The organism is Inquilinus sp. 2KB_23 (assembly GCF_052115705.1).
GTDB lineage: Bacteria > Pseudomonadota > Alphaproteobacteria > DSM-16000 > Inquilinaceae > Inquilinus > Inquilinus ginsengisoli_A.
Window position 1 is genome coordinate 1 of the sequence record NZ_JBFRHF010000041.1, and the last position, 25,513, is coordinate 25,513.

At 69.3% G+C, this 25,513-nt stretch carries 24 protein-coding genes; 10 read left to right on the top strand and 14 right to left on the bottom strand.

Annotated elements, in window-relative coordinates:
* The 3 genes from AB4112_RS33870 to AB4112_RS33880 all read right to left on the bottom strand — a co-directional run.
* Positions 1-629: helix-turn-helix domain-containing protein (locus AB4112_RS33870; protein ID WP_441726572.1), on the bottom strand; the 629-nt coding region annotated here is incomplete at its 3' end.
* A gap of 238 nt (positions 630-867) precedes the next feature.
* The gene (gene ptsP, locus AB4112_RS33875; protein ID WP_309798520.1) at positions 868-3,150 is read right to left on the bottom strand and encodes a phosphoenolpyruvate--protein phosphotransferase; all 2,283 of its coding nucleotides are present in this window, start codon (positions 3,148-3,150) and stop codon (positions 868-870) included.
* 13 nt (positions 3,151-3,163) lie between these two features.
* The gene (locus AB4112_RS33880) at positions 3,164-4,384 is read right to left on the bottom strand and encodes an aspartate kinase (protein WP_309798518.1); all 1,221 of its coding nucleotides are present in this window, start codon (positions 4,382-4,384) and stop codon (positions 3,164-3,166) included.
* 138 nt (positions 4,385-4,522) lie between these two features.
* Here AB4112_RS33880 and ubiG point away from each other — a divergent pair, with 138 nt between their 5' ends.
* The 5 genes from ubiG to AB4112_RS33905 all read left to right on the top strand — a co-directional run bounded on the left by ubiG (position 4,523) and on the right by AB4112_RS33905 (position 9,533).
* On the top strand, positions 4,523-5,272 hold the full coding sequence (gene ubiG / locus AB4112_RS33885; protein WP_309798516.1) for a bifunctional 2-polyprenyl-6-hydroxyphenol methylase/3-demethylubiquinol 3-O-methyltransferase UbiG: 750 nt from the start codon (positions 4,523-4,525) through the stop codon (positions 5,270-5,272).
* An 18-nt stretch (positions 5,273-5,290) separates the two neighbouring features.
* Positions 5,291-6,166: an NAD-dependent epimerase/dehydratase family protein gene (locus tag AB4112_RS33890; RefSeq protein WP_309798514.1), complete on the top strand. Its 876-nt coding sequence runs from the start codon at positions 5,291-5,293 to the stop codon at positions 6,164-6,166.
* Between the two features lie 139 nt (positions 6,167-6,305).
* Positions 6,306-7,448, top strand: a complete 1,143-nt coding sequence (locus tag AB4112_RS33895; RefSeq protein ID WP_309798513.1) for a glycosyltransferase family 4 protein — start codon at positions 6,306-6,308, stop codon at positions 7,446-7,448.
* Positions 7,436-8,392 carry an NAD-dependent epimerase/dehydratase family protein gene (locus AB4112_RS33900; protein ID WP_309798511.1) on the top strand — a complete coding sequence of 319 codons (957 nt, stop codon included), beginning with the start codon at positions 7,436-7,438 and terminating at the stop codon, positions 8,390-8,392. Before AB4112_RS33895 ends, AB4112_RS33900 begins: the two co-directional genes overlap by 13 nt.
* Positions 8,393-8,456: 64 nt before the next feature.
* On the top strand, positions 8,457-9,533 hold the full coding sequence (locus tag AB4112_RS33905) for an acyltransferase family protein (protein ID WP_441726578.1): 1,077 nt from the start codon (positions 8,457-8,459) through the stop codon (positions 9,531-9,533).
* A 524-nt stretch (positions 9,534-10,057) separates the two neighbouring features.
* On the opposite strand, the gene AB4112_RS33910 is transcribed toward AB4112_RS33905, so the two are convergent.
* The 3 genes from AB4112_RS33910 to AB4112_RS33920 form a co-directional block, all read right to left on the bottom strand.
* The gene (locus AB4112_RS33910; RefSeq protein ID WP_441726581.1) at positions 10,058-11,008 is read right to left on the bottom strand and encodes a Wzz/FepE/Etk N-terminal domain-containing protein; all 951 of its coding nucleotides are present in this window, start codon (positions 11,006-11,008) and stop codon (positions 10,058-10,060) included.
* Positions 11,005-12,423 carry a hypothetical protein gene (locus tag AB4112_RS33915; RefSeq protein WP_441726584.1) on the bottom strand — a complete coding sequence of 473 codons (1,419 nt, stop codon included), beginning with the start codon at positions 12,421-12,423 and terminating at the stop codon, positions 11,005-11,007. The genes AB4112_RS33910 and AB4112_RS33915 overlap by 4 nt, the downstream gene beginning before the upstream one ends.
* A gap of 180 nt (positions 12,424-12,603) precedes the next feature.
* The gene (locus AB4112_RS33920; protein WP_441726587.1) at positions 12,604-13,047 is read right to left on the bottom strand and encodes a DUF1178 family protein; all 444 of its coding nucleotides are present in this window, start codon (positions 13,045-13,047) and stop codon (positions 12,604-12,606) included.
* Between the two features lie 38 nt (positions 13,048-13,085).
* Here AB4112_RS33920 and AB4112_RS33925 point away from each other — a divergent pair, with 38 nt between their 5' ends.
* The 4 genes from AB4112_RS33925 (at position 13,086) to AB4112_RS33940 (ending at position 16,111) form a co-directional block, all read left to right on the top strand.
* Positions 13,086-13,679 (top strand): class I SAM-dependent methyltransferase, encoded by a 594-nt coding sequence (locus tag AB4112_RS33925; protein WP_309798502.1) that lies wholly within the window; start codon positions 13,086-13,088, stop codon positions 13,677-13,679.
* Positions 13,680-13,763: 84 nt separating this feature from the next.
* Positions 13,764-14,768: a Gfo/Idh/MocA family protein gene (locus AB4112_RS33930; RefSeq protein WP_441726590.1), complete on the top strand. Its 1,005-nt coding sequence runs from the start codon at positions 13,764-13,766 to the stop codon at positions 14,766-14,768.
* A complete protein-coding gene (locus AB4112_RS33935; protein ID WP_309798499.1) occupies positions 14,765-15,454 on the top strand; it encodes a gamma-glutamylcyclotransferase in 690 nt (229 codons plus the stop codon). The genes AB4112_RS33930 and AB4112_RS33935 overlap by 4 nt, the downstream gene beginning before the upstream one ends.
* A gap of 96 nt (positions 15,455-15,550) precedes the next feature.
* Complete coding sequence (locus tag AB4112_RS33940; protein WP_309798497.1) at positions 15,551-16,111, top strand: methyltransferase family protein; 561 nt, start codon at positions 15,551-15,553, stop codon at positions 16,109-16,111.
* A gap of 45 nt (positions 16,112-16,156) precedes the next feature.
* Here AB4112_RS33940 and AB4112_RS33945 read toward each other — a convergent pair whose 3' ends face one another.
* The 4 genes from AB4112_RS33945 to AB4112_RS33960 all read right to left on the bottom strand — a co-directional run bounded on the left by AB4112_RS33945 (position 16,157) and on the right by AB4112_RS33960 (position 19,421).
* On the bottom strand, positions 16,157-18,043 hold the full coding sequence (locus AB4112_RS33945; RefSeq protein WP_441726596.1) for an ABC transporter ATP-binding protein: 1,887 nt from the start codon (positions 18,041-18,043) through the stop codon (positions 16,157-16,159).
* 111 nt (positions 18,044-18,154) lie between these two features.
* On the bottom strand, positions 18,155-18,622 hold the full coding sequence (locus AB4112_RS33950) for a MarR family winged helix-turn-helix transcriptional regulator (RefSeq protein WP_309798494.1): 468 nt from the start codon (positions 18,620-18,622) through the stop codon (positions 18,155-18,157).
* Positions 18,619-19,062 (bottom strand): EVE domain-containing protein, encoded by a 444-nt coding sequence (locus AB4112_RS33955; RefSeq protein WP_441726600.1) that lies wholly within the window; start codon positions 19,060-19,062, stop codon positions 18,619-18,621. The genes AB4112_RS33950 and AB4112_RS33955 overlap by 4 nt, the downstream gene beginning before the upstream one ends.
* Positions 19,059-19,421 (bottom strand): VOC family protein, encoded by a 363-nt coding sequence (locus AB4112_RS33960; RefSeq protein ID WP_309798489.1) that lies wholly within the window; start codon positions 19,419-19,421, stop codon positions 19,059-19,061. The genes AB4112_RS33955 and AB4112_RS33960 overlap by 4 nt, the downstream gene beginning before the upstream one ends.
* Before the next feature lie 331 nt (positions 19,422-19,752).
* Between AB4112_RS33960 and AB4112_RS33965 the strand changes: the two genes are divergently transcribed.
* Positions 19,753-22,812: a hypothetical protein gene (locus AB4112_RS33965; RefSeq protein ID WP_441726603.1), complete on the top strand. Its 3,060-nt coding sequence runs from the start codon at positions 19,753-19,755 to the stop codon at positions 22,810-22,812.
* A 7-nt stretch (positions 22,813-22,819) separates the two neighbouring features.
* On the opposite strand, the gene AB4112_RS33970 is transcribed toward AB4112_RS33965, so the two are convergent.
* From AB4112_RS33970 to AB4112_RS33985, 4 genes are all read right to left on the bottom strand, one after another.
* On the bottom strand, positions 22,820-23,494 hold the full coding sequence (locus tag AB4112_RS33970; protein WP_441726606.1) for a DUF2278 family protein: 675 nt from the start codon (positions 23,492-23,494) through the stop codon (positions 22,820-22,822).
* A 10-nt stretch (positions 23,495-23,504) separates the two neighbouring features.
* On the bottom strand, positions 23,505-24,356 hold the full coding sequence (locus AB4112_RS33975) for a carbon-nitrogen hydrolase family protein (RefSeq protein WP_441726609.1): 852 nt from the start codon (positions 24,354-24,356) through the stop codon (positions 23,505-23,507).
* Positions 24,357-24,379: 23 nt separating this feature from the next.
* Positions 24,380-24,649, bottom strand: a complete 270-nt coding sequence (gene grxC, locus AB4112_RS33980; protein ID WP_309798481.1) for a glutaredoxin 3 — start codon at positions 24,647-24,649, stop codon at positions 24,380-24,382.
* Between the two features lie 109 nt (positions 24,650-24,758).
* A complete protein-coding gene (locus AB4112_RS33985) occupies positions 24,759-25,511 on the bottom strand; it encodes a ComF family protein (protein ID WP_441726613.1) in 753 nt (250 codons plus the stop codon).
* Positions 25,512-25,513 lie beyond the last annotated feature (2 nt).

Here is a 25,513-nt window from a genome sequence, read left to right on the forward strand (position 1 = left end):
GGCATCGGCAGGGCCGGCGTGCCGGCCGGGGCGGTCGGGCCCGGCACGATCGGGCCGGCGGTCATCCGCTCGCCCGGGCCGGGTTCGGCCGCGGGGGCCGCCGCCTGCAGGTTCGGCGCGCTGTTCGGGGCGGCCGGCTGCACCACCGGCCCCGGATTCGGGTTCGGCTGGGTGTTGCCGTCGAGCAGGGATGCGAAGCGCGAGGGCAGGGCCGCGATCTCTTCCGCCACGTCGCGGTTGGCGGAAGAGAGATAGTACCAACCGGCATAGGCCAGGCCGCCGATCAGCACCGCGATCATCAGGATGGCGCCGCCCGGGATGCGGCTGCCCTCGGGCACCGGCGCCGGGAACACCAGGTCGGGCTTCTTCTTGACCGCGGTCGATTCCTGCTTGTAGCGGGCCACCATCTGGTCGCCGTCGAAGCCCAGGAACTCGGCATAGGTGCGGATGAAGCCGATGGCGTAGACCGGGCCGGGCAGGTCTTCGTGCCGGCCATCCTCGATCGCCTGGAGCAGCCCATGGCGAATCCGCAGCGTCGCGGCCACGTCATAGAGGCTGTAGCCGACATGCTCGCGCGCCTGGGCGAGGATGCGGCCGACCGGGGCGTTCATGTCGATCACGTCGTCCACTGGCGTCGTGTCTGGGTGACCGTCGGGGGACTCCGCCGCTTCAGGAACCACGGCGAGATGTTTGCGGTTGCTTTGGGCCATGTCGTTCGAGCCGCTTTGTGCTGACCGAAGATGTTGCAGAGGAAAGCCGGCACGCCGTTCTGTCATGATGTCGAGGCCCACTCCCCCCACGACAGAGACGACAGTCTTTATTTAGACGATTCCATCCGGACGGCAAAACGAATCCGGATCCTTCGCACTATATTACGACATCATGGTCGCGCGCATAGTCCCGTATTGCGGGGCGGAGCGAGCCGCGGGAGGCGACCCGCACCCGCGCCAGCCAGCGCGAGAATTCGGCCAGATCGAGGCTGCGGACCATGGTGCGCACCGCGCCGATCGCCGTCGCCGGCATCGACAAGGATCGAAATCCCAAGCCCAGCAGCGTCATTGCCTCGATCGGCCGCGACGCCATCTCGCCGCACAGGCTGATCCTGCGGCCGGCGGCATCGCAACGCGACACCGCCTCGGCCAGGGCGGCCAGCAGGCCGGGCGACAGCGTGTCGTAGCGCGCGGCGACGCGGGTGTTGGTGCGGTCGGCGGCGTACAGGTACTGCATCAGGTCGTTCGACCCGACGGCGACGAAATCGACCGCGGTCAGCACCTGGTCGAGCTGCCACAAGAGCGACGGCACCTCGAGCATCACCCCGACGCGGAGGTCGGACGACACCGCCACGCCCTGCGCCGCGGCCCGCGCCAGCTCGCGGTCGAACAGCGCCCGGGCGTCATCCAGCTCACCGACATCGGCGACCATCGGGAACATCACCCCGAACGGCCGTCCGGCGGCACCCTGGATCAGCGCCCGCAGCTGCTGCCGCAGCATCGCCGGCCGGTCGAGGCCGATGCGGATGGCGCGCCAGCCCAGGGCCGGGTTCTCCTCATCCATCTCGGCGAAGTAGGGCAGCCGCTTGTCGCCGCCGACATCGAGGGTGCGGAACACCACCGGCCGCCCCTCCGCCAGGTCGATGACCCGGGCGTAGAGATCGGTCTGGGTGGCGACGCTGGGATATTCCGACCGCACCATGAACGGGATCTCGGTGCGGTACAGGCCGATGCCGTCGGCGCCGACCGCGTCGAGATGCGGCATGTCGGAGAGCAGGCCGGCGTTCAGCAACAGCGAGACCGCGACGCCGTCGCGCGTCACTGCCGGCAGCCGCGCTTCCTCGGCGTAGAGGCGGCGCTGCCCGACCTGGGTCTGGATCGCCTTGGTGATGGTGTCGATCACGTCTTCCGACGGACGCACGAAGACGTTGCCATGGTCGCCGTCGACCACGATCGGGTCGAGCGGTTCGATCAGCCGCATCGCCTCGATGCAGCGGCCGACCACCGGGATGTCGAGGGCGCGGGCGATGATCGCGACATGGCTGGTGGCCGACCCCTCCTCCAGCACCAGGCCGCGCAGCTTACGCCGGTCATAGTCGAGCAGCTCGGCCGGGCCGATGGCGCGGGCGATCAGGATCATGTCGTCGGGCAGGGTGCCGAGCGCCGCCGCCGAGGTGCGGCCGGCCAGGTGCAGCAGCAGGCGGTTGGCCAGGTCGTCGAAATCGGCCAGCCGCTCGCGCAGATAGGGATCACCGACCCGGGCCATGCGCGCGGCCATGTCGTTCTGGACGCGCTGCACCGCCGCTTCGGCCGACAGGCCGGTGTCGATCGCCTCGTGGATCCGGTTCAGCCAGCCGCGGTCCTCGGCGAACATGCGATAGGTCTCGAGGATGTCCTCGCCCTCGCCGATGCCGCCGGCGCGGTGGTCGGCCACCAGGTCGTCGAGCGAGCGGTGCATGTACTCGACCGCCTGGCGCAGCCGTTCGACCTCGGCCACCGGATCGTCGGCGATCATCTGCCGCACGGTGATCTGGGTCCGGTGCAGCACCGCCAGCCCCTGGGCCAGGCCGCCGCTGAGGGCGAGGCCGTGCAGCCGGGTGGGCAGCGACACCGCGGTCGGGCTGGCCACCTCGCCCGGGCGCGCGATCTCGCCGCCGACGATCAGCTCGGCCACCACCATGGCGATGGTCTCGAGCGTCTCGACCTCATCCTCGGAATAGTTGCGCCGCATCTGGTTCTGGATGATCAGCACGCCGCGGACCTTGCCGCCGCGCAGGATCGGCACGCCCATCCAGGATTCGTAGGGGTCCTCGCCGGTTTCCGGGCGATAGGCGAATTTCGGATGGCTGGGCGCGTTGGCGATGGCGAGCGACCGCGCCGTCGTCGCGACCTCGCCGACCAGGCCTTCGCCCACCCGCAGCCGGGTGCGGTGCACCGCATCCGGGTTCAGGCCGATGGTGGCGAACAGCTCCAGCACGTCGCCCGGACGGGCGACGTAGCAGGAGCAGACTTCGGCCACCATCTCGGCCGCGATCAGGGTGACGATCTTGTCGAGGCGCGCCTGGGCCGTGCCCGACCCCGCCATGACGTCGCGCAGGCGGGCGAGCAGACGGCGCGACGGTCCGATGCCCGGGGCGGGCCCGCCCGCCGGCCGGGTCATCAGGCCGGCCCCATCAGGCCTTGTCCAGGCCGTAGGCAGTGTGGAGCGCGCGGACCGCCAGCTCGGTGTACTGCTCGGCGACCAGCACGCTGATCTTGATCTCCGAGGTCGAGATCACCTGGATGTTGATCCCGTTCTCGGCCAGCGCCTTGAACATGCGCTGGGCGACGCCGGCATGGCTGCGCATGCCGACGCCGATGACCGAGATCTTGACCACGTTCTCGTCCGGGATCAGGTGGCTGTAGCCGAGCCCGTCCTTGAACTGGGACAGCACCTTGACCGCACGCTCCAGGTCCGCCTTGCCGACGGTGAAGGTCAGGTCCGTCGCCTGGCCGTCCTCGGAGATGTTCTGGACGATCATGTCGACGTTGATGTTCGCGTCGGTCAGCGGGCCGAAGATCGACGCCGCCACGCCCGGCCGGTCCGGCACGCGCACGACGGTGATCTTGGCCTCGTCCCGGCTGTAGGCAATCCCGCTGACGACCTCTTTCTCCACGATCTCGTCCTCGTCCACGACCAGGGTTCCGGGCACGTCTTCGAAGCTGGACAGCACCTGGACCCGGACCCGATGGTTCATCGCCATCTCGACCGAACGGGTCTGCAGCACCTTGGCGCCCAACGACGCCATCTCCAGCATCTCTTCGTAAGTGATCTTATCGAGCTTGCGCGCCTTGCGCACGATCCGTGGATCGCATGTGTAGACGCCGTCGACGTCGGTGTAGATGTCGCAGCGGTCCGCCTTCAGCGCCGCCGCCAGGGCGACCGCCGAGGTGTCCGACCCGCCGCGGCCCAGCGTGGTGATGCGGCCGGCGGAGGAGACGCCCTGGAAGCCGGCGATCACCGCGACCTCGCCGCGCGCCATCGATGCCTCGAGCTGCGTCGCGTCGATGTCCAGGATCCGGGCCTTGGCGTGGGCGCCGTCGGTGTGGATCGCCACCTGCCAGCCCTGGAACGACCGCGCCGGCAGGCCGATCTCCTGCAGCGCCAGGGCCAAAAGGCCCGACGTCACCTGTTCGCCCGAGGCGACCACGGCATCGTATTCGCGCGGATCATGCAGGGGCGCGATGTCGTTGCAGTACTTCACCAGTTGGTTGGTGACGCCGGACATCGCCGACACCACGACCGCGACCTGATTGCCGCGCGCGACCTCAGCCTGGACGCGACGTGCGACATTCTTGATCCGCTCGACATCGGCGACCGAGGTGCCGCCAAACTTCTGAACAATGCGCGCCATTGGCCGCCGCGGGTTTGAGGTGACAGGGGCGCCCCGCGCCGGAATGCCGGCATTGCGGCCGCGAAGCCCGCTACCCATACTGCGTCGCACGGACCGACGCAACCGCCCGACGCAACTCAGAGACGAGGACCTTCCGTGATGGCGCAAAGCCCGGCGGCGACGGTCGATTCCGCCGAGATCGCCCGCTTCGAATCGATGGCGGCGGATTGGTGGGACCCGGACGGCAAGTTCCGGCCGCTGCACAGCATGAATCCGCTGCGCATCGGCTACATCCGCGACCGGCTGTGCGCCCGGCTGGGGCGCGACCCGCTGGCGCCGAAGCCGCTGGCCGGCCTGCGCGTGCTGGACATCGGCTGCGGCGGCGGCCTGCTGTCGGAGCCGATGGCCCGGCTGGGCGCCGAGGTCACCGGGGTCGATGCCGGGGCCGAGGCGATCGGCGTCGCCCGCGCCCATGCCGCCGAATCCGGGCTGGCGATCGACTACCGCCACGGCAGCGCCGAGGATCTCGCCGCGTCCGGCGCCCGCTTCGACGCGGTGCTGGCGCTGGAGATCGTCGAGCATGTCGCCGATGTCGACGCCTTCTGCGGCGCCCTGTCCACCCTGCTGCGGCCCGGCGGCACCCTTGCCATGTCGACCCTGAACCGCACCAGCCGCAGCTGGACCTTCGCCATCCTGGGCGCGGAATATCTGCTGCGGATGATCCCGCGCGGCACCCATGACTGGAAGAAGTTCCTGAAGCCGCACGAGCTGGCAGCAGCGCTGCGCCGGTCCGGGCTGGCGGTCGGGGACATCGCCGGCATGGTGCCGGATCCGCGCCGCGGCGACTGGCGCCTGGCCCCGCGCGACCTGGCGGTGAACTACATCCTGACCGCGGCGAAGCCGGGCTGACATGATCGTCCTGCCCCCATGATCGTCGTCACCGGGGCCGCCGGCTATCTCGGATCGCGCATCGCCACCTCGCTGCTCGGCGCCGGGCCGGTGGCCGGGATCGACCGGATGGAGGCGCCGACCGTCACCCACCGCGCCGACATCCTGGACCGCGCCACCCTGGCCCAGGCCTTTCGCGGCGCCCGGGTGGTGATCCACACCGCGGGCCTCAACGGCGGCCCCGGCGCGCCGGCCTCGGTCGACCAGATGCGCCAAACCAATGTCGGCGGCACCGAGGCGGTGGTCGCGGCGGCGCGCGCGGCCGGGGTGCGGCGGCTGGTGCTGACCAGCACCACGGCGCTGTACGGCGCCGCGATACGATCCGCCACGGCGGCGGTCTGGGTGACCGAGGCGCTGCCGGTGGCGCCGGAGACCCTCTATGAGGAGACCAAGCGCGATGCCGAGGCGCTGGTCCTGGCCGCAGCGGCTGAGTTCCCGGATGGCTGCGTGGTCCTGCGCTGCGGCCGCTTCTTCCCGGCGGCGGCGAACGAGACGGTCAACGACCGGCTGTACCGCGGCGTCGACATGCGGGATGTCGCCAGCGCCCACATCCTGGCGGCGGAGCGGCCGATCCCCGGCAGCCCGATCCTGAACATCGCCGCGGCCAGCGCCTTCACGCCGGAGGATTGCCCAGGCCTGCGCCAGGACCCGCTGCCGGCCCTGCGCCGCCGCCATCCCTTCGTCGAAGGGGCCTACCGCCAGCTCGGCTGGCGGCTGCCGGCGGCGATCGACCGGGTGATCGCGATCGACGCGGCGCGAAAGATCCTGGGATACGCCCCGCAGTACAATTTCCGGGAGGCGCTAGCGGAACAGCTGTGGCTGGAGGCCTGGCCCCAGCGGCCCAGGGGCGGCTGAGGCCCCCGCCGGCCCGCGCCTGAGGGCGGCGGATTCGGCCTTTCATCGCCAAACGTGGCCGTGTTATCCAGTTGCCAAATTAAGGACAAAAAGAACATAGACACATGACGTATTGTGATGCTGCTCGTTGGTGCCCGGAATGAACATCGGCATTTTCACGGAACTGTATCCGCCGAGCATTGGCGGACAGGAAATTCGCTTTGCCGAGCTTGCGCAGGTGTTTCGGGAACGGGGCCACAATGTCTCGGTCTATTGCATCTCGCACAAACGGATTCTGCCGGCGCGCGAAATTGCCGACGGTATTGAGGTGCATCGGTTCCCGGTCGACGAGCACTACCAGAGGCCGCAGTCCCGGCTGCTGCCGCGCAATCCGATTACCATCCTGAGATATGCCTGGTGGGTCCGCGGCGTGCTGAAGGCGCGCAGCTTCGACCTGACCCTGTTCAACCAATGGCCGCTGGCGCACATCGCCTTCGCGCCGCGCCGCGCCCGCAAGACCGCCATCCTCGACTGGTGCGAGGTGCGCAACGCCGGGTTCTACCGCTTCCTGCAGCGCACGCTGCCGCGCCTGAGCGGGCAGAACATGGGCGTCGGCCTGGCGGTGTGCGAGCAGATCGGCGCCGCGTCCGGACGGCCGGTCTTCTACATCCCGAGCGGCATCCGCCGGACGGCCTATCGCAGCCAGCCGGCGGATGACCGCCGCGGCATCCTCTATCTCGGCCGCGTCACCGAGCACAAGAACTTGTCCCTGCTGATCGACGCCTTCGCCCGGCTGGACACCGCCGGGGATGACGGCCGCGGCAAAGCCGGTCTGGATGAGCTGGTGATCGCCGGCGACGGGCCGGAGCTTCCGGCCGTGCGCGCGCATGCCGCCGCCTCGCCCGCCGCCGCCCGCATCCGCATCCTCGGGTCGGTCACCGAGCGGCAGAAGATCGACCTCTTGTCCTCGGCCCGGCTGCTGGCGATCCCGAGCCGGCGCGAGGGCTTCCCGCGCATCGTCGCCGAGGCGATGGCCAGCGGCCTGCCGACGGTGACCGCCAGCTTCGCCGAGAACGGCACCAGCGCCATCGTCGACCACTATGCCTGCGGCGTGGTCACGGCACCGGATGTCGACGCCTTCGCCCGCGGCCTGGTCGCGGCTTCGGCAGGATGGGACGACTTCTCACGGCAGGGCCTGTCCCGCGCCGACGAACTGGATTGGCAGGCCCTCGCGCAGCAGCTCGAAGGCCGGGCCGGCACCGACATCTCCAAACCAAAGGTTCAGGACTCATGCGCATTCTGATCACCGGCGCCGCGGGCTTCATCGGCAGCCAGATCACCCGACGCCTGGCGCGCGACGGCCACGAGATCCTGGCGATCGACAACCTGTCCTTCGGCCGCGAAAGCTCCCTGCCGGCCGAGGCGACGCTCAAGCGCCTCGACCTCGGCACCTGCGCCGGCCCGGAGCTGATCGAGACGGTGGAACGGTTCCAGCCGGACGGGGCGATCCATTTCGCCGCCATCCACTTCATTCCCTACTGCATGAGCCATCCGGACGAGACCTTCGCCACCAATGTCCGGGGCACGGAGCTCGTCCTCCGCGCCCTCGAGCGGACGCCGGCGCGCAAGATCGTCTTCGCCTCGACCATGGATGTCTACGCGCCGCTCGACGTGGTGCATCGCGAGGCCGACCAGCCCAGCCCGGTCAACGCCTACGGCCTGTCGAAGCTGCTGGGCGAACACCTGCTGGCCTATGCCACGCGCACCAACGACAAGCTGTCCGCCGTCGCCCTGCGCTTCGCCAACGCCTTCGGCCCCGGCGAGACCAACCCCCACCTGATCCCCGACGCCCTGGACCGCATGCGCGACCGGTCGCAGCCCGAGATCAAGATGGGCTATCTCGGCGCCACCCGCGACTTCATCCACGTCTCCGACATCGCCGATGCCGCGATCGCCGCCCTGTTCAAGGACACCGGACGATTCGAGGCGTTCAACGTCGCCTCGTCGATCCCGACGCCGGTGCGTCACGTGGTCGAGACCATCAAGCGCTTCGCCGGCGACCCGCGGCCGATCATCGAAGACCAGAAGCAGTTCCGGAAGTTCGACCGGCCGTCGCTGTCGGCCGACACGACCAAGATCCGTGCGGCCCTGGACTGGGCGCCGAAGTTCACGCTCGAAGAAGGCCTGGCCGATCTGGTAAAACAGACGCTGGGAACCGAAGCCCGGCAGCCCACCCCCATCGCGTGACCGACATGCCCGGCCAGGGACGCCATCGGCGGCAACGCCGCGCCAACGAAGGACATCTCGTCCCATGAAGCCGGGCCGTCTCGCCTATATCGACTCGATGCGCGGCATCGCGGCCCTGCTGGTCGTGTGGATGCACAACTTCCAGCCGATCGCGACCGGCGCGCTGCGCGACCTGATCTACGATGTCGTCGACCCCGGCAAGGTCGGCGTCATCGTCTTCTTCGCGATCAGCGGCTTCGTGATTCCCTACAGCTTCCCGCGCGGCCCCGCCCCGATCGCGCGCTTCACCGTCTCGCGCATCCTGCGCCTGTACCCGGCCTATTGGCTGTCGATGGTGGCCTGGATCGCCCTGATGGCGATCGCCGGCGAGGCCCTGCCATCCGCCCGCACCATCCTCGCCAATGTGACGATGGCGCAGACCGCCCTCGGGCAGCCCAACATCATCGGCATCTACTGGACCCTGTTCATCGAGCTGCTGTTCTACGTCTCATGCGCGGTCGCCTTCGCGCTCGGGCTGCTCTATTCCGCCCGGTTCGTCTTTGCCGCCAGTATCGGCTTCCTGGTGATCGCACTGCTGTTGGCCGTCGCCCGCTTCTACCTGGAGCGGAAGGCCCCGGTCGCGGTGCCGCTGTCGCTGTCGATCATGTTCTGGGGCACGCTGTGGCGCGAGGCGACGCTGAACCAGTCGGCCCAGCATCGGCGCTACGCCTATTGGATGCTCGCCCTCTACCTCGTGGCGATGCCGCCCATCAGCCTCCTGGCCTACGACATCGACCTCGGCCTCGAGGAGTACTGGGTGCGGTACATGCTGTCGTACTACATCGCCCTGGCCCTGTTCATGCTGCTGTCCACCCGGATCCGCATGGAGGGCCGCACCGCGGTCTGGCTGGGGCGGATCAGCTATTCGCTCTACCTGTTCCACAACCATGCGAAGAAGGCCATCGACCTTGTCGCCGATGCCTTCGCCCCGGGGCTGACCGCCCTGGCGAGGATCGCGCTGGCCGTCGCGCTGTCGCTGGTGCTGGCCCACGCCATCTTCCATGTGCTGGAAAAGCCGGCGATCGAGCTGGGCAAGCGGATCAACCGGGCCATCGCCGACCGGGCGCCGCGGGGTGCCGCGCCCGTCTCGCTGGACCCCTGAGAGGAGGCGCGGCTTCCCGGAAGCCGCCGCGATGCTTGGAGCATGATTGTTTCGGGTGGAATCGGGTCGGCGCGCTCGGCCGAAGAACGACAGGATGCCAAGCGTCTTCTGCGTGGCCTCTCTCGCCTGGCGGGACCTTTTCAGAAATCCTCGATTCGTCATCCGCGCGAAAGCGGGGATCTCGTAGACCGTTGATCTGCAAGAGATTCCCGCTTTCGCGGGAATGACGGCGGAAGGGTGGAAGGCCGTTCTGAAAAGGTCCCGCCTAGCGGGAGAGGCAACGCCAAGTGCAAGCCCTTCTAGCGTGACCTGACCTGAAATCAGCCGGCGCTAGCCCGTATTCCCCACACTCCCTGCGTCCCGCGCCGGTTCAAAATGCCGACGGGCAGGAGAGCGGCGCAGTGCGATGCGGTGGCATCCAACCAGCCGTTCGACGCACCCAACCGATACGCTTTTCGCGTCCCGCCCCCCATCCGTCTCGCCACAAGGCGACGCATGAGGCAGGGAAAGTGGGGAATACGGGCTCAGGCCCGGCGCTTGCGCTCGCGGCGGTAGGCGATGCCCATCCCGACGAAAAGGCCGATCACCGCCGAGAGCGCGAGGATGCGGCCCTTCTTCGGCGAGCTCGGCTCCGACAGGATCTCCGGCTGCTCCAGCGCCTCTGCGGCGAAGGGCAGGTTCGGCTGGATCAGCATCAGGATCTTTTCCTGATCGAGGATCAGGCTGATCAGGGTCTGCCGGTAGTCGTTGACGGTGACGCTGGTCAGCCGCCGCTGCAGATATTCGAGCTTGCTCTGGGTCTGCTGGTAGATCGACTGTTTGATCTGGTCGTCGCTGTATTGGTACAGCGAGTTCAGCGCCTGCTTCGCCACCTCGGCGTCCTGGGCGTCGATGGACAGGGTCATGATCGGCGAATCCCGGTCCTGTTCCTGCGCCAAGGCCTTGCGCAGGAATTCGGCGACGACCTGCGCGCTGGTGTCCACCGAGGTCTCGAGACCGAGGGCCGCCTTGATCGGGGTGGTGAACGACGTGCTCTCCCAGATCTTCTTGTCGTCGTTCCAGCGCAGATCCATCAGGTTTTCGACGAGGCCGGGATGCGTCTTCAGCGCCGTGGCGGTGCCGACCGCGGTCAATTGCTTGGTGAAGCGGTCGAAATAGGTGACCTGCTCGCTGCCGGTCAGGCTGCCCAGGGAATTGGCGATCACCGATCCCCCGGCATTGCGGAGGAGATCCGAGAGCTGCTGCGACGCCTCGGTCGGCATGATGATCAGCCGCGAGGTGTAGCGGACAGGCGAGATCATGACGAAGCCGACACCCAGGGCGATGGCGATCACCACCACCAGCGCCACCAGCCAACGGCGCGCCCAGCCCGCCGCAACCAAGTCCTGCGCGAAGTTCGCGTCGGTCCTGTTGCGCGGGGCGGCGTCCGCGATCTCATGGTCCATGCCGAGAGGGCTTTGGGTCGTGACGTTCATGCCACACTCGCATTCGGTTGTTCGCGCGCATCCAGGGCATGGAGCAGCGTCATGAAGCCATCGGTCAAGGCGGCGATGTTGCCCTCGGCCATGGTGGCCGGATCGCTCCTCAGGTCACCGGCCCGACCGGGGAAGGACTGGGCCTGCACCCAGGCCAGGAAGCTGACCGGATCGATACGGCCCTTGTTGTCGTTCCGCTCCATCAGGCGGTCGAAATCCGCACGGCTCAGCGACGGAAGATCAATGGTGCCCGGCGTCATCACCGGGTCGAAGAACATCGGCGCGAAGGTCGCCGATTTGCGGCCGAGCAGGCCGGCCTCGAAGCACACGGTGCCGGATGGCGACAGTACCAGCTGCGACGCCTCCATCAGCTGGAAGGTGTCGGCATAGGGGTCGATCAGGCGCACCGCCGGAATCTGCCGCAGCTCGTCGTAGAACTGCGGGGGGCGGAAGCCGATCGCGTTCGAATGCTCCTTGGCGTAGATCTCCCAGCCATGCGGGATCACCCGCGACAGGGCCCGGATGTTGTCGAGCTGGTCGGCCTTGCGCGGCGCCATGACATCGATCGACGATTCCGGCTGCATGTGCAGCGTCACCAGCACGAAGGGCCGCTCGCCCACCACCAGGTCGCGCTCGAAGGGCTTCTGCCAGCGGGTGCGATAGGTGTTGACGATCCGCTTGAGGCGCCACTTGGCGCGGCGGGCGAAGGGCGGCAGGGTCTCGTCCCCGGCGCTGACCTTGGAGGACAGCTGCAGCGCGATCTCGCCCAGCCAGTGCCGGCGGAAGAACTGGATCTTGTTGTTGATGTGGAAGTAGTACGGCCGGTAGGAGCGGCCCTTCAACTGCTCGAGGATGCCCTCGGCCGCCTCGCGGTCCGCCCGGTCCGGCTTGCGGAACTCGAACAGCTCGACGTTGTTGTGGCCGATGAAGAAGCCGAACCGGTCGGCCGGGACGCGCACGGTGAACGGGGCGAGATACAGCCGCCCTAGGGCCTTGCACAGCAGCGCGGTCGCCACTTCGAAGGCCCAGGTCTGCTCGCCGAAGGCGGCCCGGATGTCATGGGCTTCGAGGAAGCGGGAGATCTCACGCGCGATCACGGCGAGGTAGGCCTTGGCGTAGGGCTGGTAGCGCAGCTCCCGGTCCATCATGATCACTTCGTTGGGCCCGACCCCGCCCGCCTCCAGCAGCGTCAGCGCCGGATCGGCCGGATCGGCCGCCTGGCCCTGCTGCCATTCACCCCTGAAGTCGGCGAGGCAAAGAATCCTGTCGGCAGGCGTGCCCAGCCCGATCAGGGTGTCGGCCCAGCGCCGGCTGGACGCGATCCAGAAGACCCGGGTCCCGTTCTTTTCGAGACCGCGCGCGATCTTCTCGAACAGCAGGGTCCGGTAATTGTTCGCTAAAAGACATACGTTCATTATACCGCGCCATCGGTCGTGGGCACGCCCCGGCGACCATCGGTCGAACCCCGAGCGATCGTCGATGGACAACCCAGTAGCGGCTGGCGACGGCGGTGACAAGATGCGAACCGCACGGGCGCGGTCAGCAAGACACCGTCATGAAACCGCCAGAATTGAAGGAAGCCGCCGCGGACCTGGTCAGGAATCGGTGCGAGAAACCCAGGGAATGCGGGCGACGCCGATCCCTTCCTCTTCCAACTCACAGGCCTCGGTCTCGGTCGCTTCGCCATAGATATCGCGATGCGCCGCTTCCTCGTAATGAATCTTGCGCGCTTCATCGGCGAAGCGATCGCCGACATACTCGCAGTTCTCTTCGATCTTCTGGCGCAGGGCCTCGAGCTCGCGGCGCGCATCGGCCATGGTGGTGTGGGTGCGACGCGCATTGCCGTCACCGCCGGACCGCTTGGCGATCGCCGGCGCCATCAGCGCCTTCTCCACCGCGGCGCTGCCGCAGACCGGGCAATTGACCTCGCCGGCCGCCACCTGCGCATCGTAGGTGCCGCTGTTCCGGAACCAGGCCTCGAAGCCGTGGCCGGCCTCGCATCGCAACTCGTACAATATCATTCGCGTTCCATGCTCCATAATTGTCATACGATGCTCCACCGCCAGCCGCAAAGAAAATGACGCTCCCAGCCCCGCCGCTGCTGCATATCCCCCTCGTTTCTCCCTGGGTCGCCCGCTTCGCCCCGCTGGTGCCGAGGACCGCGCCGGTGCTGGACCTGGCCTGCGGCGGCGGCCGCCACCTGCGCCATTTCCGGGCCCGCGGCCATGCCGTGACCGGCGTCGACATCGACCTGCAGGGCGTCGGCGACCTCGCCGGCACCGAGGGCATCGAGATCGTCGCCGCCGACATCGAGGCCGGGCCCTGGCCCTTTGCCGGGCGGCGCTTCGCCGGCATCGTCGTCACCAACTACCTGCACCGGCCGCTGCTGCCGGTGCTGGCCGACGCGCTGGCGCCGGGCGGGGTGCTGATCTACGAGACCTTCGCCCAGGGTCACCAGCGCTTCGGCCGGCCGGCGACGCCGGCGCATCTGCTGCAGGCCGGCGAGCTGCTGGAGGCGGTGCGCGGCCGGCTGCAGGTGGTGGCCTATGAGCATGGCGAGGTGGCATCGCCGCGGGCCGGGGTGGTGCAGCGGCTGTGCGCCGTCGCCGATCTCGCGCCGGTCGCGGCGCTGGCCGGGTCGCCCGAACCGCATCCTGTGCCTGCGCCCTGAGCGCTCCTCCGCGATGCCGAGACCGTCTAGGATCGTCGCGGATGTGTGAAACGTCGGGCTTTTCCGATCGAGAGGAGACAGGGCGTGGCCGTAGGAACGATCGTCTGGGGCGTCTTGGGCGCCGCCAAGATCAACGACAAGGTCGTGCCGCCGATGACCCGGGCGCCGCATTGCCGGGTCAAGGCCATCGCGTCGCGATCGGCCGGGAAATCCGCCGCCGCCGCCGCGAAATACGGGCTTCCGGTCGCCTATGACAGTTATGAGGCGCTGCTGGCCGACCCCGAGATCGACGCGGTCTACATCCCGCTGCCGAACCATTTGCATGTCGAATGGACGATCAAGGCGGTCGAGGCCGGCAAGCATGTGCTGTGCGAGAAGCCGATCGGGCTGAACGCCGACGAGGCGAAGCAGCTGATCGCGGCGCGGGACAAGAGCGGCCGCCGGATCCAGGAAGCCTTCATGGTGCGCACCCACCCGCAATGGCTGCGGGTGCGCGAGCTGGTCCAGGACGGCACGATCGGCGAGCTGCGCGCCATCACCGGCGCCTTCACCTACCGCAACATCGACCCCAACAACATCCGCAACAAGGCGGATATCGGCGGCGGCGGACTGCTGGACATCGGCTGCTACCCGATCACCACCGCGCGCTTCGTCACCGGGCGCGAGCCGCGCCGCGTGGTGTCGCTGCTGGACCGCGACCCGGTGTTCAAGGTCGACCGGCTGGGCAGCGCGCTCTTGGATTTCGACGGCATCCAGGCCAGCTTCGTCTATTCCACCCAGCTTCCCGGCTACCAGCGCATGCACTTCCTGGGCACCAAGGGCCGGATCGAGGTCGAGATCCCGTTCAACGCGCCGAACGACCGGCCCTGCCGCCTGCTGGTCGATGATGGGTCGAGCCTGTTCGGCGAGGGCATCAAGCCGGTCGAGATCCCGGTCTGCGACCAGTACGGCCTGGCGGCCACCGTCTTCGCCGAGGCGATCCTGGACAAGGGCGAGCAGCCGGTGCCGCTGGAGAACACCCTGGCCAACATGCGGGTGATCGACGCCGTCTTCCGCTCCGCCACCTCGGGGCGGTGGGAGACGCCGTGAGCGACGCCCCGTCGGTCATCCAGACCACCGCCATCACCCGTGAGACGTTGAAGGACGGCGTGCTGCAGCGCATGGTCGCGGCCGGCGACCCGACGGCCAAGCTGCTGTCCTTCGAGGCGCTGGCGGACTCACGCCGGGCGATGCTGGACGCCGAAGGGGCGACCGGCGATGTCTGGGTCTTCGCCTATGGCTCGCTGATCTGGAATCCGGCCTTCCATTTCGTCGAGCGCCGGACCGGCCTGATCCATGGCTGGCACCGCCGCTTCTGCCTGTGGACGGCGCTGGGCCGCGGCACGCCGGATCGGCCGGGGCTGGTGCTGGGCCTCGACCGCGGCGGCACCTGCCGCGGCGTGGCCTTCCGCATCGCCGCCGACGCTGTGCATGAGGAGCTGGACCTGATCTGGCGGCGCGAGATGGTCACCGCTTCCTACACCCCGCGCTGGGTGACGGCCGCCACCGAGGATGGGCCGGTGCGGGCCATCACCTTCACCATCAACCGCACCCAGCCGCGCTACGCCGGCCGGCTGTCGGAAGACGAGACGGCCCGGGTGCTGGCCGGCGCCTGCGGCCAGCTCGGCAGCTGCGCCGAGTACTTCCGCTCCACCTTCGAGCATCTGGCCGAACTCGGCATCCGCGACCACGGGCTGGAGGCGCTGGCCCGGCGCATCGCGGCGATCGGCGCGTAGGCGGCTTCACGCCTCGCCGCAACCGAGGTCGCGGCCGGCTGGCCGCGGACAGCCGGTTTGGCTAGCATCGCCCGACGATTGAGCACGGAGGATGCCGTGGCGATCCTGATCAACGGCCTGTGGGCGGCCTGGCTCGTCTACTGGTTCCTTGCCGCCTTCGGCACCAAGCCGACGGCCCGCCGGGAATCCGCGGCCTCGCGCCTGTCCCACATCCTGCCGCTGGCCCTGGCCGTCGCGCTGCTCGTCCAGCCGGCCATGGCCGGCCCGGTGCTGGCGCTGCCGATCCTGCCGCGCATGGCCGGCTTCGACATCATCGGCGCCGTGCTGGTGGCGCTCGGCCTCGGCTTCGCCGTCTGGGCGCGACTGCGCCTGGCCGGCAACTGGAGCGGCACGGTCACCGTGAAACAAGGGCACGAGCTGGTCCGCAGCGGCCCCTACGCCCTGGTCCGCCACCCGATCTACACCGGCATGCTGCTGGCCGCGGCCGGTTCCGCCATCGCCATCGACCGTTGGGCCGGGCTGGTGGCGCTGGCGCTGATGGCCATCGCCTTCATCCGCAAGACCGCGATCGAGGAGCGGTTCATGGCCGAGGCCTTCGGCCCGGCCTATGCCGCCTACAGCCGCGCCACCGCCCGGCTGGTGCCGTATCTGTGGTGATCCGGCCGCCCGCAGCCCCCGAAAGCTGCGGGCGGCCGACACCCGTCAGAAGCTGGCCTGGACGCGGTAGAGGCCGGCATAGGCGCCGTCGGTGGCCAGCAGCTCCTCATGCGTCCCCTGCTCGACGATGCCCTGGTCGGTCAAGACCAGGATGCGGTCGGCGTGGCGCACGGTCGACAGGCGGTGGGCGATCACCAGCGTCGTCCGGTCCCGCGCCAGGTCCAGCAGCGCCGCCTGCACCGCCCGCTCGCTCTCGTTGTCCAGCGCGCTGGTGGCCTCGTCGAAGATCAGCACCGCCGGGTCCTTCAGGAAGGCCCGGGCGATGGTCAGGCGCTGCTTCTGGCCCCCCGACAGCTTGACCCCGCGCTGGCCGATATCGGTGTCGTAGCCGTCCGGCAGCGCCGTGATGAAGTCATGCGCATTGGCCGCCCGGGCCGCCGCCACGATCTCCGCCGCGGTCGCGTCCGGCCTGCCGTAGCGCAGATTCTCCGCCACCGTGCCGGCGAACAGGTAGACGTCCTGCTGCACCACCCCGACGGCCCGCCGCAGCGACGCCAGGGTGACGTCGCGGATGTCGGTGCCGTCGATCAGAATCCGGCCCTCGGTCACCTCGTAGAATCGCGGGATCAGGGCGCACAGCGTGCTCTTGCCGCCGCCCGAGGCGCCGACCAGGGCGACGAACTCGCCGGGCCGGATGTCCAGCGAGAGGTTACGGAAGACATGCGGCCGGTCGTCCTCGTAGCGGAAGCCGACGTCGCGGAACGAGATCGCGCCGCACGGCCGGGCCAGCACGGTGGCGCCGGGCCGGTCCTGGATGTCCGGCTCGATCTCCAGGATCTCCATCATCCTGGTGAAGCCGGTGTAGCCCTCCTGCCAGAGCCGGGCGAAATTCGCCAGCCGCTTCACCGGGTCGACCAGCGCCGCGACGCAGAGCAGGAAGGTCAGCATGTCGGCGATGGCGAGCTGCCCTTCGGCGACCCGGACCGCGCCGGCCACGATGATGACCACGGTGATCAGCTGCGGGAAGGTCTCCGTCCCCATCGAGAAGAAGGCCTCGCTGCGATAGCCGGCGCGGCGGCTGTCAAGGAAGGCGGCGTTCTGCACCTCGAAGCGCCGGTTCTCGACATCCTCGTTGGCGAAGGACTGCACCACGCGGATGCCGGCGAGCGAATCCTCCACCCGCTCGTTGACCGCCGCGATGCGCTGCTTGCTGAGCTCGAGCGCCCGGTTCATGCGGCGGTTGAAGTGCAGCGCGTAGACCACCGCGAAGGGCAGCACGGCCATGATCATCAGGGCCAGCGGCAGGTCGATCCAGGCCAGGATGGCGATGGCGCCGGCGAATTTCAGCACCGCGATCGCCAGGTCCTCGGGCCCGTGGTGGTACAGCTCACCCAGCGAGAACAGGTCGTTGGTGATCCGGCTCATCAGCTGCCCGGTGCGCTCGCGGTCGTAGAAGCTGAAGGACAGCTTCTGCAGGTGCCCGAACAGCTCGCGGCGCAGGGCGCTTTCCATCTTCGCGCCCATGACATGGCCCTGGTAGTCGACGAACAGGTCGGCAAGCGCCTGGAGCAGGACCACGGCGAGCATCGCCGCGCCGAGGATGTAGACCTCGTCCAGCGCCTGCGGGGCGGCATCCAGGCCGGTCAGCCGCCGGGTCACGATGTTGGCGCCGAGCGGCAGGATCAGCGCCGTGGCCGAGACGACGACGGCACAGAACAGGTCGGCCGCCAGCAGCGGGATGTGCGGGCGGTAGGCGGACAGGAACTTGCGCAGCCGCGCCCGGGCGACGGCACGCGGGACGTCGCGGTCGGTGCGGCGCGTCAGCGGAGAGGCGGGCTGGACGTCGTCGGCAGCGGTGCTGTGCGGGAGGAGAGCGAGGTCGCTAGAGGCGGCGTCTCGACGCGCCGGCGATCTCCGAATTCGGGACAACATGAATCGTCATGTCCTTGCAAGAGGCGGGAACTCCTTTCTGCTGGGACATGAACGTCGTCATCTTGCTCTCCTGGGATCGGTCAGCGCCGCACTATGCGGCAGCGACGCGCCTCAGGCAACCTCGCCGGCCGGCGATCCCAGCCGGCGCAGCAGGGCCAGCGCGTCGCCGGCGCGGTCGCCCAGCCGCGCGAAGAACGCCGCATCCGCCGCTTCGACCGCCGGCACCGCCTGGCGCAGCAGGTCCGCCCCGGCCTCGGTCGGCGCCGGAGATTTGGCCCGTTCGTCGGTGCCGGGACGGCGGCTGACCAGGCCCCGGCGCTCGAGCCCCTTCAGCACCTGCGACACGGTGTTGGCGTCGAGCCGGATGAAGCGCGCGATCTCGACTTGGGCGACCGCCGCGCCGTCCCGCGTCAGCCAGCCGGTGACCGCCAGCACGACGAATTGCGGATGGGTGAGGTCGAGCGGCGCCAGCGCCGCCTCGACCGCCCGGCGCCAGGCGGTCGAGGCCTGCCAGAGCAGGAAGCCGGGGCTGTCCTCCGGCCCGGCATGGCGGGTGATCCCGGTCCAATCCGTGGTCATGCGCCCTGCCCCTCCCTTTCGGCCGGGACCGCCATCGCCGCGGCGATGCGCTGGAAATCGGCCTCGGGCACCGCGAAGCAGCCGCGGCGGAAGGGATAGCCCCAGCGCTGCTTGTCGGGCAGGAAGGACAGGTCCGGCACCAGCGGCGCGATCGGCGCCTCCTGCACCGGCTGCCAGGCGACGTCGCGGCGGTACGCGTGGAAGTCCGGCGTCATCTCGACCTGGTAGGGCGCGCCGGCGGCGATCCGCCCGAGTGCTACGAAGGCGCGGCAGGGATCCGGCCCACCCCGTGTGTGGGTCGGTGCGTAATAGACGATCCAGTCGCCCTCGGCCATGCGCGCCAGCGGCCCGGCCTTGCCGTGGGACACCTGGGCGAAGCCGCCCGCGACGCCGCGCCGGACATGATCGCGGCTGGCCACGGCGACCCAATGCCGGGTCATGGAGCGAACGGGACCAGGACCCGCAGGCGGTGGCCGTCGGGATCGAGGGCGACGAAGGTGCGGCCGAAATCCATGTCGGTCGGCGGCTGGGCGATGGCCAGCCCCCGCCGCACCCAATCGGCATGGACGGCGTCGGCGTCCTCGGCGATGAAGGCGATCTCACCGCCACCGCCCGCGGCCTGGGCCGCCGGCTCGACCGTGTGGCGCGACCACAGGCCGAGCATCACGCCCTCGCGCAGCGGGAACATGGCGAAGGTCGGCGAGGTCTCGACCGGCTTGCGGCCCAGCAGGTCGGCATAGAACACCGCGCTGGCGGCCGGGCTGTCGACATAGAGGAGGATGAAACCGAGTTCGGGCATAGGACATCTCCATTAGTCACAACACGTATACTATGTATTGTGACCAGCCTGCAAACCGATTTCCCTGCTGCGCCGATTCAATGGAATTCGGCCGATCCTGTCCGAAATTCGATCAAATCCAATATTTCTCGGCCGCACCGAGGCCAACCGGCGATCGGACGACAACACGGCACAGGCCAATCATCCAGCGGATGCTTGGCCTTGATCATTGGCCGGAAATCTGGATGATCGGAATTGTTGCAGTTTTGCTGCCGCCTCGGAGATCTCGGCCCGGCGTCGTCTTTGGCCCGATCTCCCAAGCCGTATCCCAGCATGGGAAAGGAAGGTCGCGATGGTGTCTCCGATCGCCGAGAAGCCGCGGTATCCCTGGCTGCTGCAGCAGCCGGCCATCAAGCGCGACCAGCCGACCTTCGACCTGGCGGTGCAGCAGGCGAAATACGCCCCGGCCGATCCGCCCCAGGTGCCGCCCGTCACCGCCCCGGTGACGCCGAAGCCGGGCGACGACGCGGCCGACAACGTGTTCGGCCCGGACGAGCCGCCCGCCGGGATCGCCACCTATCATCCGCTGCATGACGGGGACAATCCCTACAACATCTACCGCCGCGCCGGCGTCGACCTGAGCCAGGACAACGACGATTCGCTGCTGCGCGCCAACTTGGCCGCGACCCCGACCCTCGACCTGCAGGCCTTCGGTAACCGCCCGGCCAACCCGCCCGAGGCGTCGCACCACCTGCAGCCGGGCGACAAGGGCGACACCATCCTGGTGCTCGATCCGACGCGGCTGGGCTTCCTGGAGCAGCAGCGCAAGGAGCTGGCCGACGCCTCGATCAAGGTGCTGGCGCCGGAGAGGGCGGCCGAGCTGAAGGGCGACCTGACGGCGACGATCGTGCAGGAGCTGCAATATGCCGGCACCCAGCAGGCGGTGCCCGATGTCGCCGCGCTGGCGGCGCCGATCGCCGCGCGGGCCCCGAACGACCCGGTGTTCAAGGACGCCGTCGCCGACGCCGAGAACCTGTATTCGCGCCAGCTGATCGGCCAGGGCCGGACCGAGGACCAGCTGGGCAAGCTGCTGCAGACCGCCAAGTCGCCGACGCCCTATGACCCCAAGGCCAAGGATTCGGACCCGACCTACAACGCCTTGCGCAAGGAGGCGGCGGCCCAGTTCATCGCCGCCGCCGACGGCCAGACCGGCAGCACGGCGCTGGGGTCGATCACCGGCCGCACCGGAGTCTACATGACCTATACCGGCGGCGACCCGCGCCTGGCCGACGCGATCAGGCAGGGCAGCCTGGACGCGCAGCAGGAGGTGCTGGTCAACCGGCCGGCCAAGGCGGTGGCCGACGCCTACAGGCAGGGCGGCGCCGATGCGGCGGCCAAGAAGCTGAACGAGGTGACCGACCCGAAGACGGCGACGCCGGCCCAGGTCATCGCGATCATGAACGACCCGACGGTGCAGTCGACCGCGCAGTCGATCGTGCACGACGTGGCCAAGTACCCCCAGGCGATGGTGATGTCGCCGGGCAGCCCGGAGGTGCAGCACGCCTCGCGGGTCATGGCCGACCTGGCCGCGGCCTGCCAGCACGCGACCTATGCCGATGGCGGCCGGAAGGGCGACGGCCGGGCCGCGGTCGACCGGATCGCCGGCTATGTCGTGGCGGAATCGAAGCAGCCGGTGCAGCGCGGCGCGCAGCAGAACGTGTTCCAGCTGCCCTTCGGCTACTACCAGACCGCGCTCGACGCGACCAGCAAGGGCGATGTGGCCCTGTCGCTGTCGATCGCCGCCCAGGCCAAGGACAGCAACCCGCTGCTGTCGCAGGGCGCGCTGTACACCGCCACGGAGGGCATCACCAAGTTCAACGGCTCGATCGAGTCGCTGAAGAATACGGCGCTGGACCACGCCAAGTTCCTCGGCGTCGCCATCCGGGACTGGGGCGGGAACAGCGACAGCGCCCAGATCGACAAATACATCCAGACGGTGCTGCAGAAGCACCCGAAGGAGACCGACCAGATCGAGAAGGACGGCCAGCAGCTTCAGGACAAGACCGAGATCGCGCAGAGCATCGCCGCCACCGTCGCCGGCTATGACGACGTGCTGACGGGCACGCCCGGCTTCGACAGCAAGGGCGGCATCAAGGACGGCCCCGATTTCGGCAACCTGAAGCAGAACAGCGTGAAGGCCGCGGTCGCCGCCACCCCCGCCGCGGATCTGAGCGGCAGCGGCAGCCAGGTGACCCCGACCAACACGCTGTGGGTCCAGCGCTCGGTCCGCAACGTCGTCTACCAATCCACCAAGCTGGTCACCAACATCGCCCTGGCCGACCCCAAGATCGCAAGCAGCCCCGCCAAGCAGGCGCTGAAGGGCCTGGTCCTGGGCAAGGAGTTCACGGTCCAGCCCGACGGCAGCTTCAAGGGGCCCAACGGCGAGCATTTCAACGCCCGGGCGCTGGGGCGCCTGTCATCGAGCGTCAGCGGCATCATGTTCGGCGAGAACGCGGTCTTCGCCGCCGCCGGCTTCGCCCAGAGCGGCAACCTGCTGGCCGACGGGTCCTACGCCATCATGCACGGCCTGATGTCGGTGTCGCAGCTGGGCAACGCCGCCCTCGGCGACGGCTGGTTCAAGGGCCGGTTCACCCCCGGCGGCGACAACAGCCTGATCCGGCAGAGCTACAACCGGCTGGCCGGGCAGGTCGACGGGCTGTCGATGCCGGACAAGCTGAAGAACGGGCTGAAGCAGGGCGTGCTGAGCCCGATCCTGCGGGACATGGCCGATTTCGCCTATTTCGGCCTCGATACCGCCAATGCCGTGCAGTACTGGAATTCGGACCAGACGCCGGAGAAGATCCGCGGCCTGGCCTACACCTTCAGCGCGGCCGGGGATCTCGCCTTCCTGATGGGCCCCGGCGCGATGGAGGCCGGGGTCTCGGCGGGGGTCGGCGCGGGCGCCGGCACCATCCTCGGGCTCAGCGCCGCGGCCTGGACCGGGGTCGGCGCCGTGCTGATGCTGATCGCGGCTGGCATCAATTACGGCGTCGGTGCCTATGAGCATTCGCATGAGTTCGACGGGGCCGACAGCGACTGGCTGCAGGCGATGAATGTGAGGCCCGAGATCGCCGAGCAGCTGGCCAAGCATGCCACCTCGACCGACGACGACCCGCCGACGGCCGGCCCGTTCCTGACCAAGTCGTTCAAGTATCTGGGCCTGTCCGAGCAGAAGATGGTCGGCTGGCTGAACGCCCTGTCGCCGAGGGATGCCGACCGGGTCGCGACCCTGATCAAGATGCATTACGAGGAGTGGGACCAGCATCCGATCAAGGAAAGCGTCAAGGCGCTCAACGACGCCCTATTCCAGATGGGGATCCAGCCCTTCAACCTGGTGCTGGCCGGCAACTGAACGGCTGTCAGTCCTGCAGCCTGCGCTGCCGGGCGCGCACCGGCTGGCGCGGATGCCCGGTGGCGTCGTCGGTGCGCCAGGCCTGGGACTGGAACTTGAGGAACAGCGCCGACCAGCGCCCCTGCGGGAAGGACACCAGCACGGCGCCGTCCTGGCCCAGGCCGTTGTCGCCGAGGAACCGCCCCTCCGGGCTGCCCTGGTTCATGTGGACGTCGTGCATGCCACGGGACGGCGTGAAGCCGAAGGTGCGGTCGGTCACCGGGTCCGGGCCGAACGGCTCGCCGAAGGCATAGAGCATGGCCCCGGGCTCGCCGATGGCGCGGGCGATCACGCTGTCGATCTTCTCGTTCAGGTCGTTGTCCGGCCCCGGCCGCGTCGCCGGCAGCGGCCGCATATGCGAGCGGTCGAACAGCGCCTGGCGGACATAGTCGAGGCCCAGCCCGGGGCCGATCGGGGTGAAGCCCATCGGCAGCGCCGCGACCTGCCCGGTCAGCACATGGTCGAAATCGGTGTCGAGGAGGTATTCGACCAGCGATGGCCAGGACGAGCCGCGGACGTTGATGGCGATGCGATGGTCGCGGGCGCCGTCATCGACCCGGATCTGGTAGTGGTCGGAATCGTCGGTGGCGAGGCGGCGGTCGACCGGCCGCCCCCTGAGCACGCCGTAGCGTTCGATGGCCATGGGCCGGGGGCTACTCCCCGGCCGCGCACAGCCGCGGGCGCGGCGGCGTCACGCGACGGTCGTGCCGCAGGGCGGGCACGGCGCTGCGCGCCTCGGCCACCCGCGCCAGGTCGATCTCGGCAGTGACGAAGCCGACATCCTCGCCGGCATCGGCCAGGACCTCGCCCCAGGGGGCGACGATCAGCGAATGCCCGTAGGTCAGGCGGCCCTTGTCATGGGCGCCGGTCTGGGCCGGGGCGATGACGAAGCTGCCGGTCTCGATCGCCCGGGCGCGCATCAGCACATGCCAATGCGCCATGCCGGTCTTGCGGGTGAAGGCGGAGGGCACGCTGAGGATGTCCGCCCCGGCCTGGGCCAGCGCCCGGTACAGATAGGGGAAGCGCAGGTCGTAGCAGACGGTCAGGCCGAGCGTGCCGCCGCAGGGCAGCGGCGCGACCACCGCCTCGTCGCCCGGGTCGAAGATCGCGCTCTCGCGGTAGCGTTCGCTGCCGGCGAGGTCGACGTCGAACATGTGGATCTTGTCGTAGCGCGCCAGGATCTCGCCCGACGGGCCGAACAGGTAGGAGCGGTTGGCGACTTTGCCGCCCGGCAGCCTGATCCCGAGCGACCCGACCAGCAGCGTCGCCCGGGTCTCGCGCGCCAGCCCGGCAAAGCAGGGCAGGCCGGGATGCTGGGCCTCCGGCAGGGCGCGGGCCAGGATGGCGTCGCGGCCCCGGACGATGAAGTCGGTGTTCTCCGGCGTCGCGATCAGATCCGCCCCGGCATGGCGCGCCCGCCGGATCACCGCCTCCGCCCGCTCCAGATTCGGCTCGATCTCGGTGCCGACATTGAGCTGGACGCAGGCGGCGGTGAAGCGGGTCATGCGGCGCCCTCGGGACGGGACGGTCAGGCCGGCGCGGTCTCGGCGAGAAGCGGGTCGAGCCTGCCGGCGCGGTCCAGCGCCTGGAGGTCGTCATTGCCGCCGACATGGGTGGCGCCGATGAAGATCTGCGGCACGGTGTTGCGGCCGCCGGCGCGCTGGCGCATTTCCTCGCGCCGCGACGGTTCGGCCACCACATCGATCTCCTCGAAGTTCACGCCCTTCTGGGTGAGCAACTTCTTGGCCATGTAGCAGTAAGGGCAGAACGGGCTGGAGTAGACGGTAACGTCGGGCATGCGTTCCTCCGAAGAGTCCTCCGAATATGAGGATTTTCGGCGGCGGATGCCAGTGGTTCCGCCAGCGGCGAATAGCCCCCATTCGCTGGACGCGGCCTCAAGCCCCGTTTTACCCGCCCGGCGGAGGCACGCGGGCGAGGGTGACGACGTCGATGCCGGCCGCGCCCTGGCGCCGCAGCACCCGGGCGCATTCGTCGATGGTGGCGCCGGTGGTCAGCACGTCGTCGACCAGCAGGATGCGGCGCCCATCCACCAGGGATTCAAGGCCGGGCCGCACCGCGAAGGCCCCGGCGACGTTGCGGCGCCGGGCGTTGCGGTCCTGGCCGCCCTGGCTGGGCGTCGACCGGCGGCGCTGCAGCAGGTCGGGGGCGACCGCCCGGCCGGCGATGCGGCCGAGGGCCAGCGCCAGCAGCGCCGCCTGGTTGTAGCGCCGCCGCAGCAGCCGCCAGCGGTGCAGCGGCACCGGCGCGATCAGGTCGATCTCGGCCAGGAATGGTGCCGCGGCCCGGGCCAGCATGTGGCCGAAGGCCGGTGACGCATGGGTCTGGTCGCCATGCTTGAAGGCCAGGATCAGCTTGCGGCTGGCATCGTCATACAGGACGGCGGCGCGGGCCCGGTCCCACAGCGGCGGATGAGCGAGGCAGCCGGCGCAGACCGGATCCTCCCCCGCCCCGGCCGCCGCCGCATGCTCGAAGGGCAGGCCGCAGCAGCGGCATTGCGGCGGGCCGAGAAAATCCAGCTGGGCCCAGCAGGTGGAGCACAGCGCCCCCGGCGCCGCGATCTCGGCGCCGCAGGACAGGCAGCGCAGCGGCAGCACCGCATCGAGCACCGCGGTCCCGGCCTGCCGGAGCCATGGGCGCATCG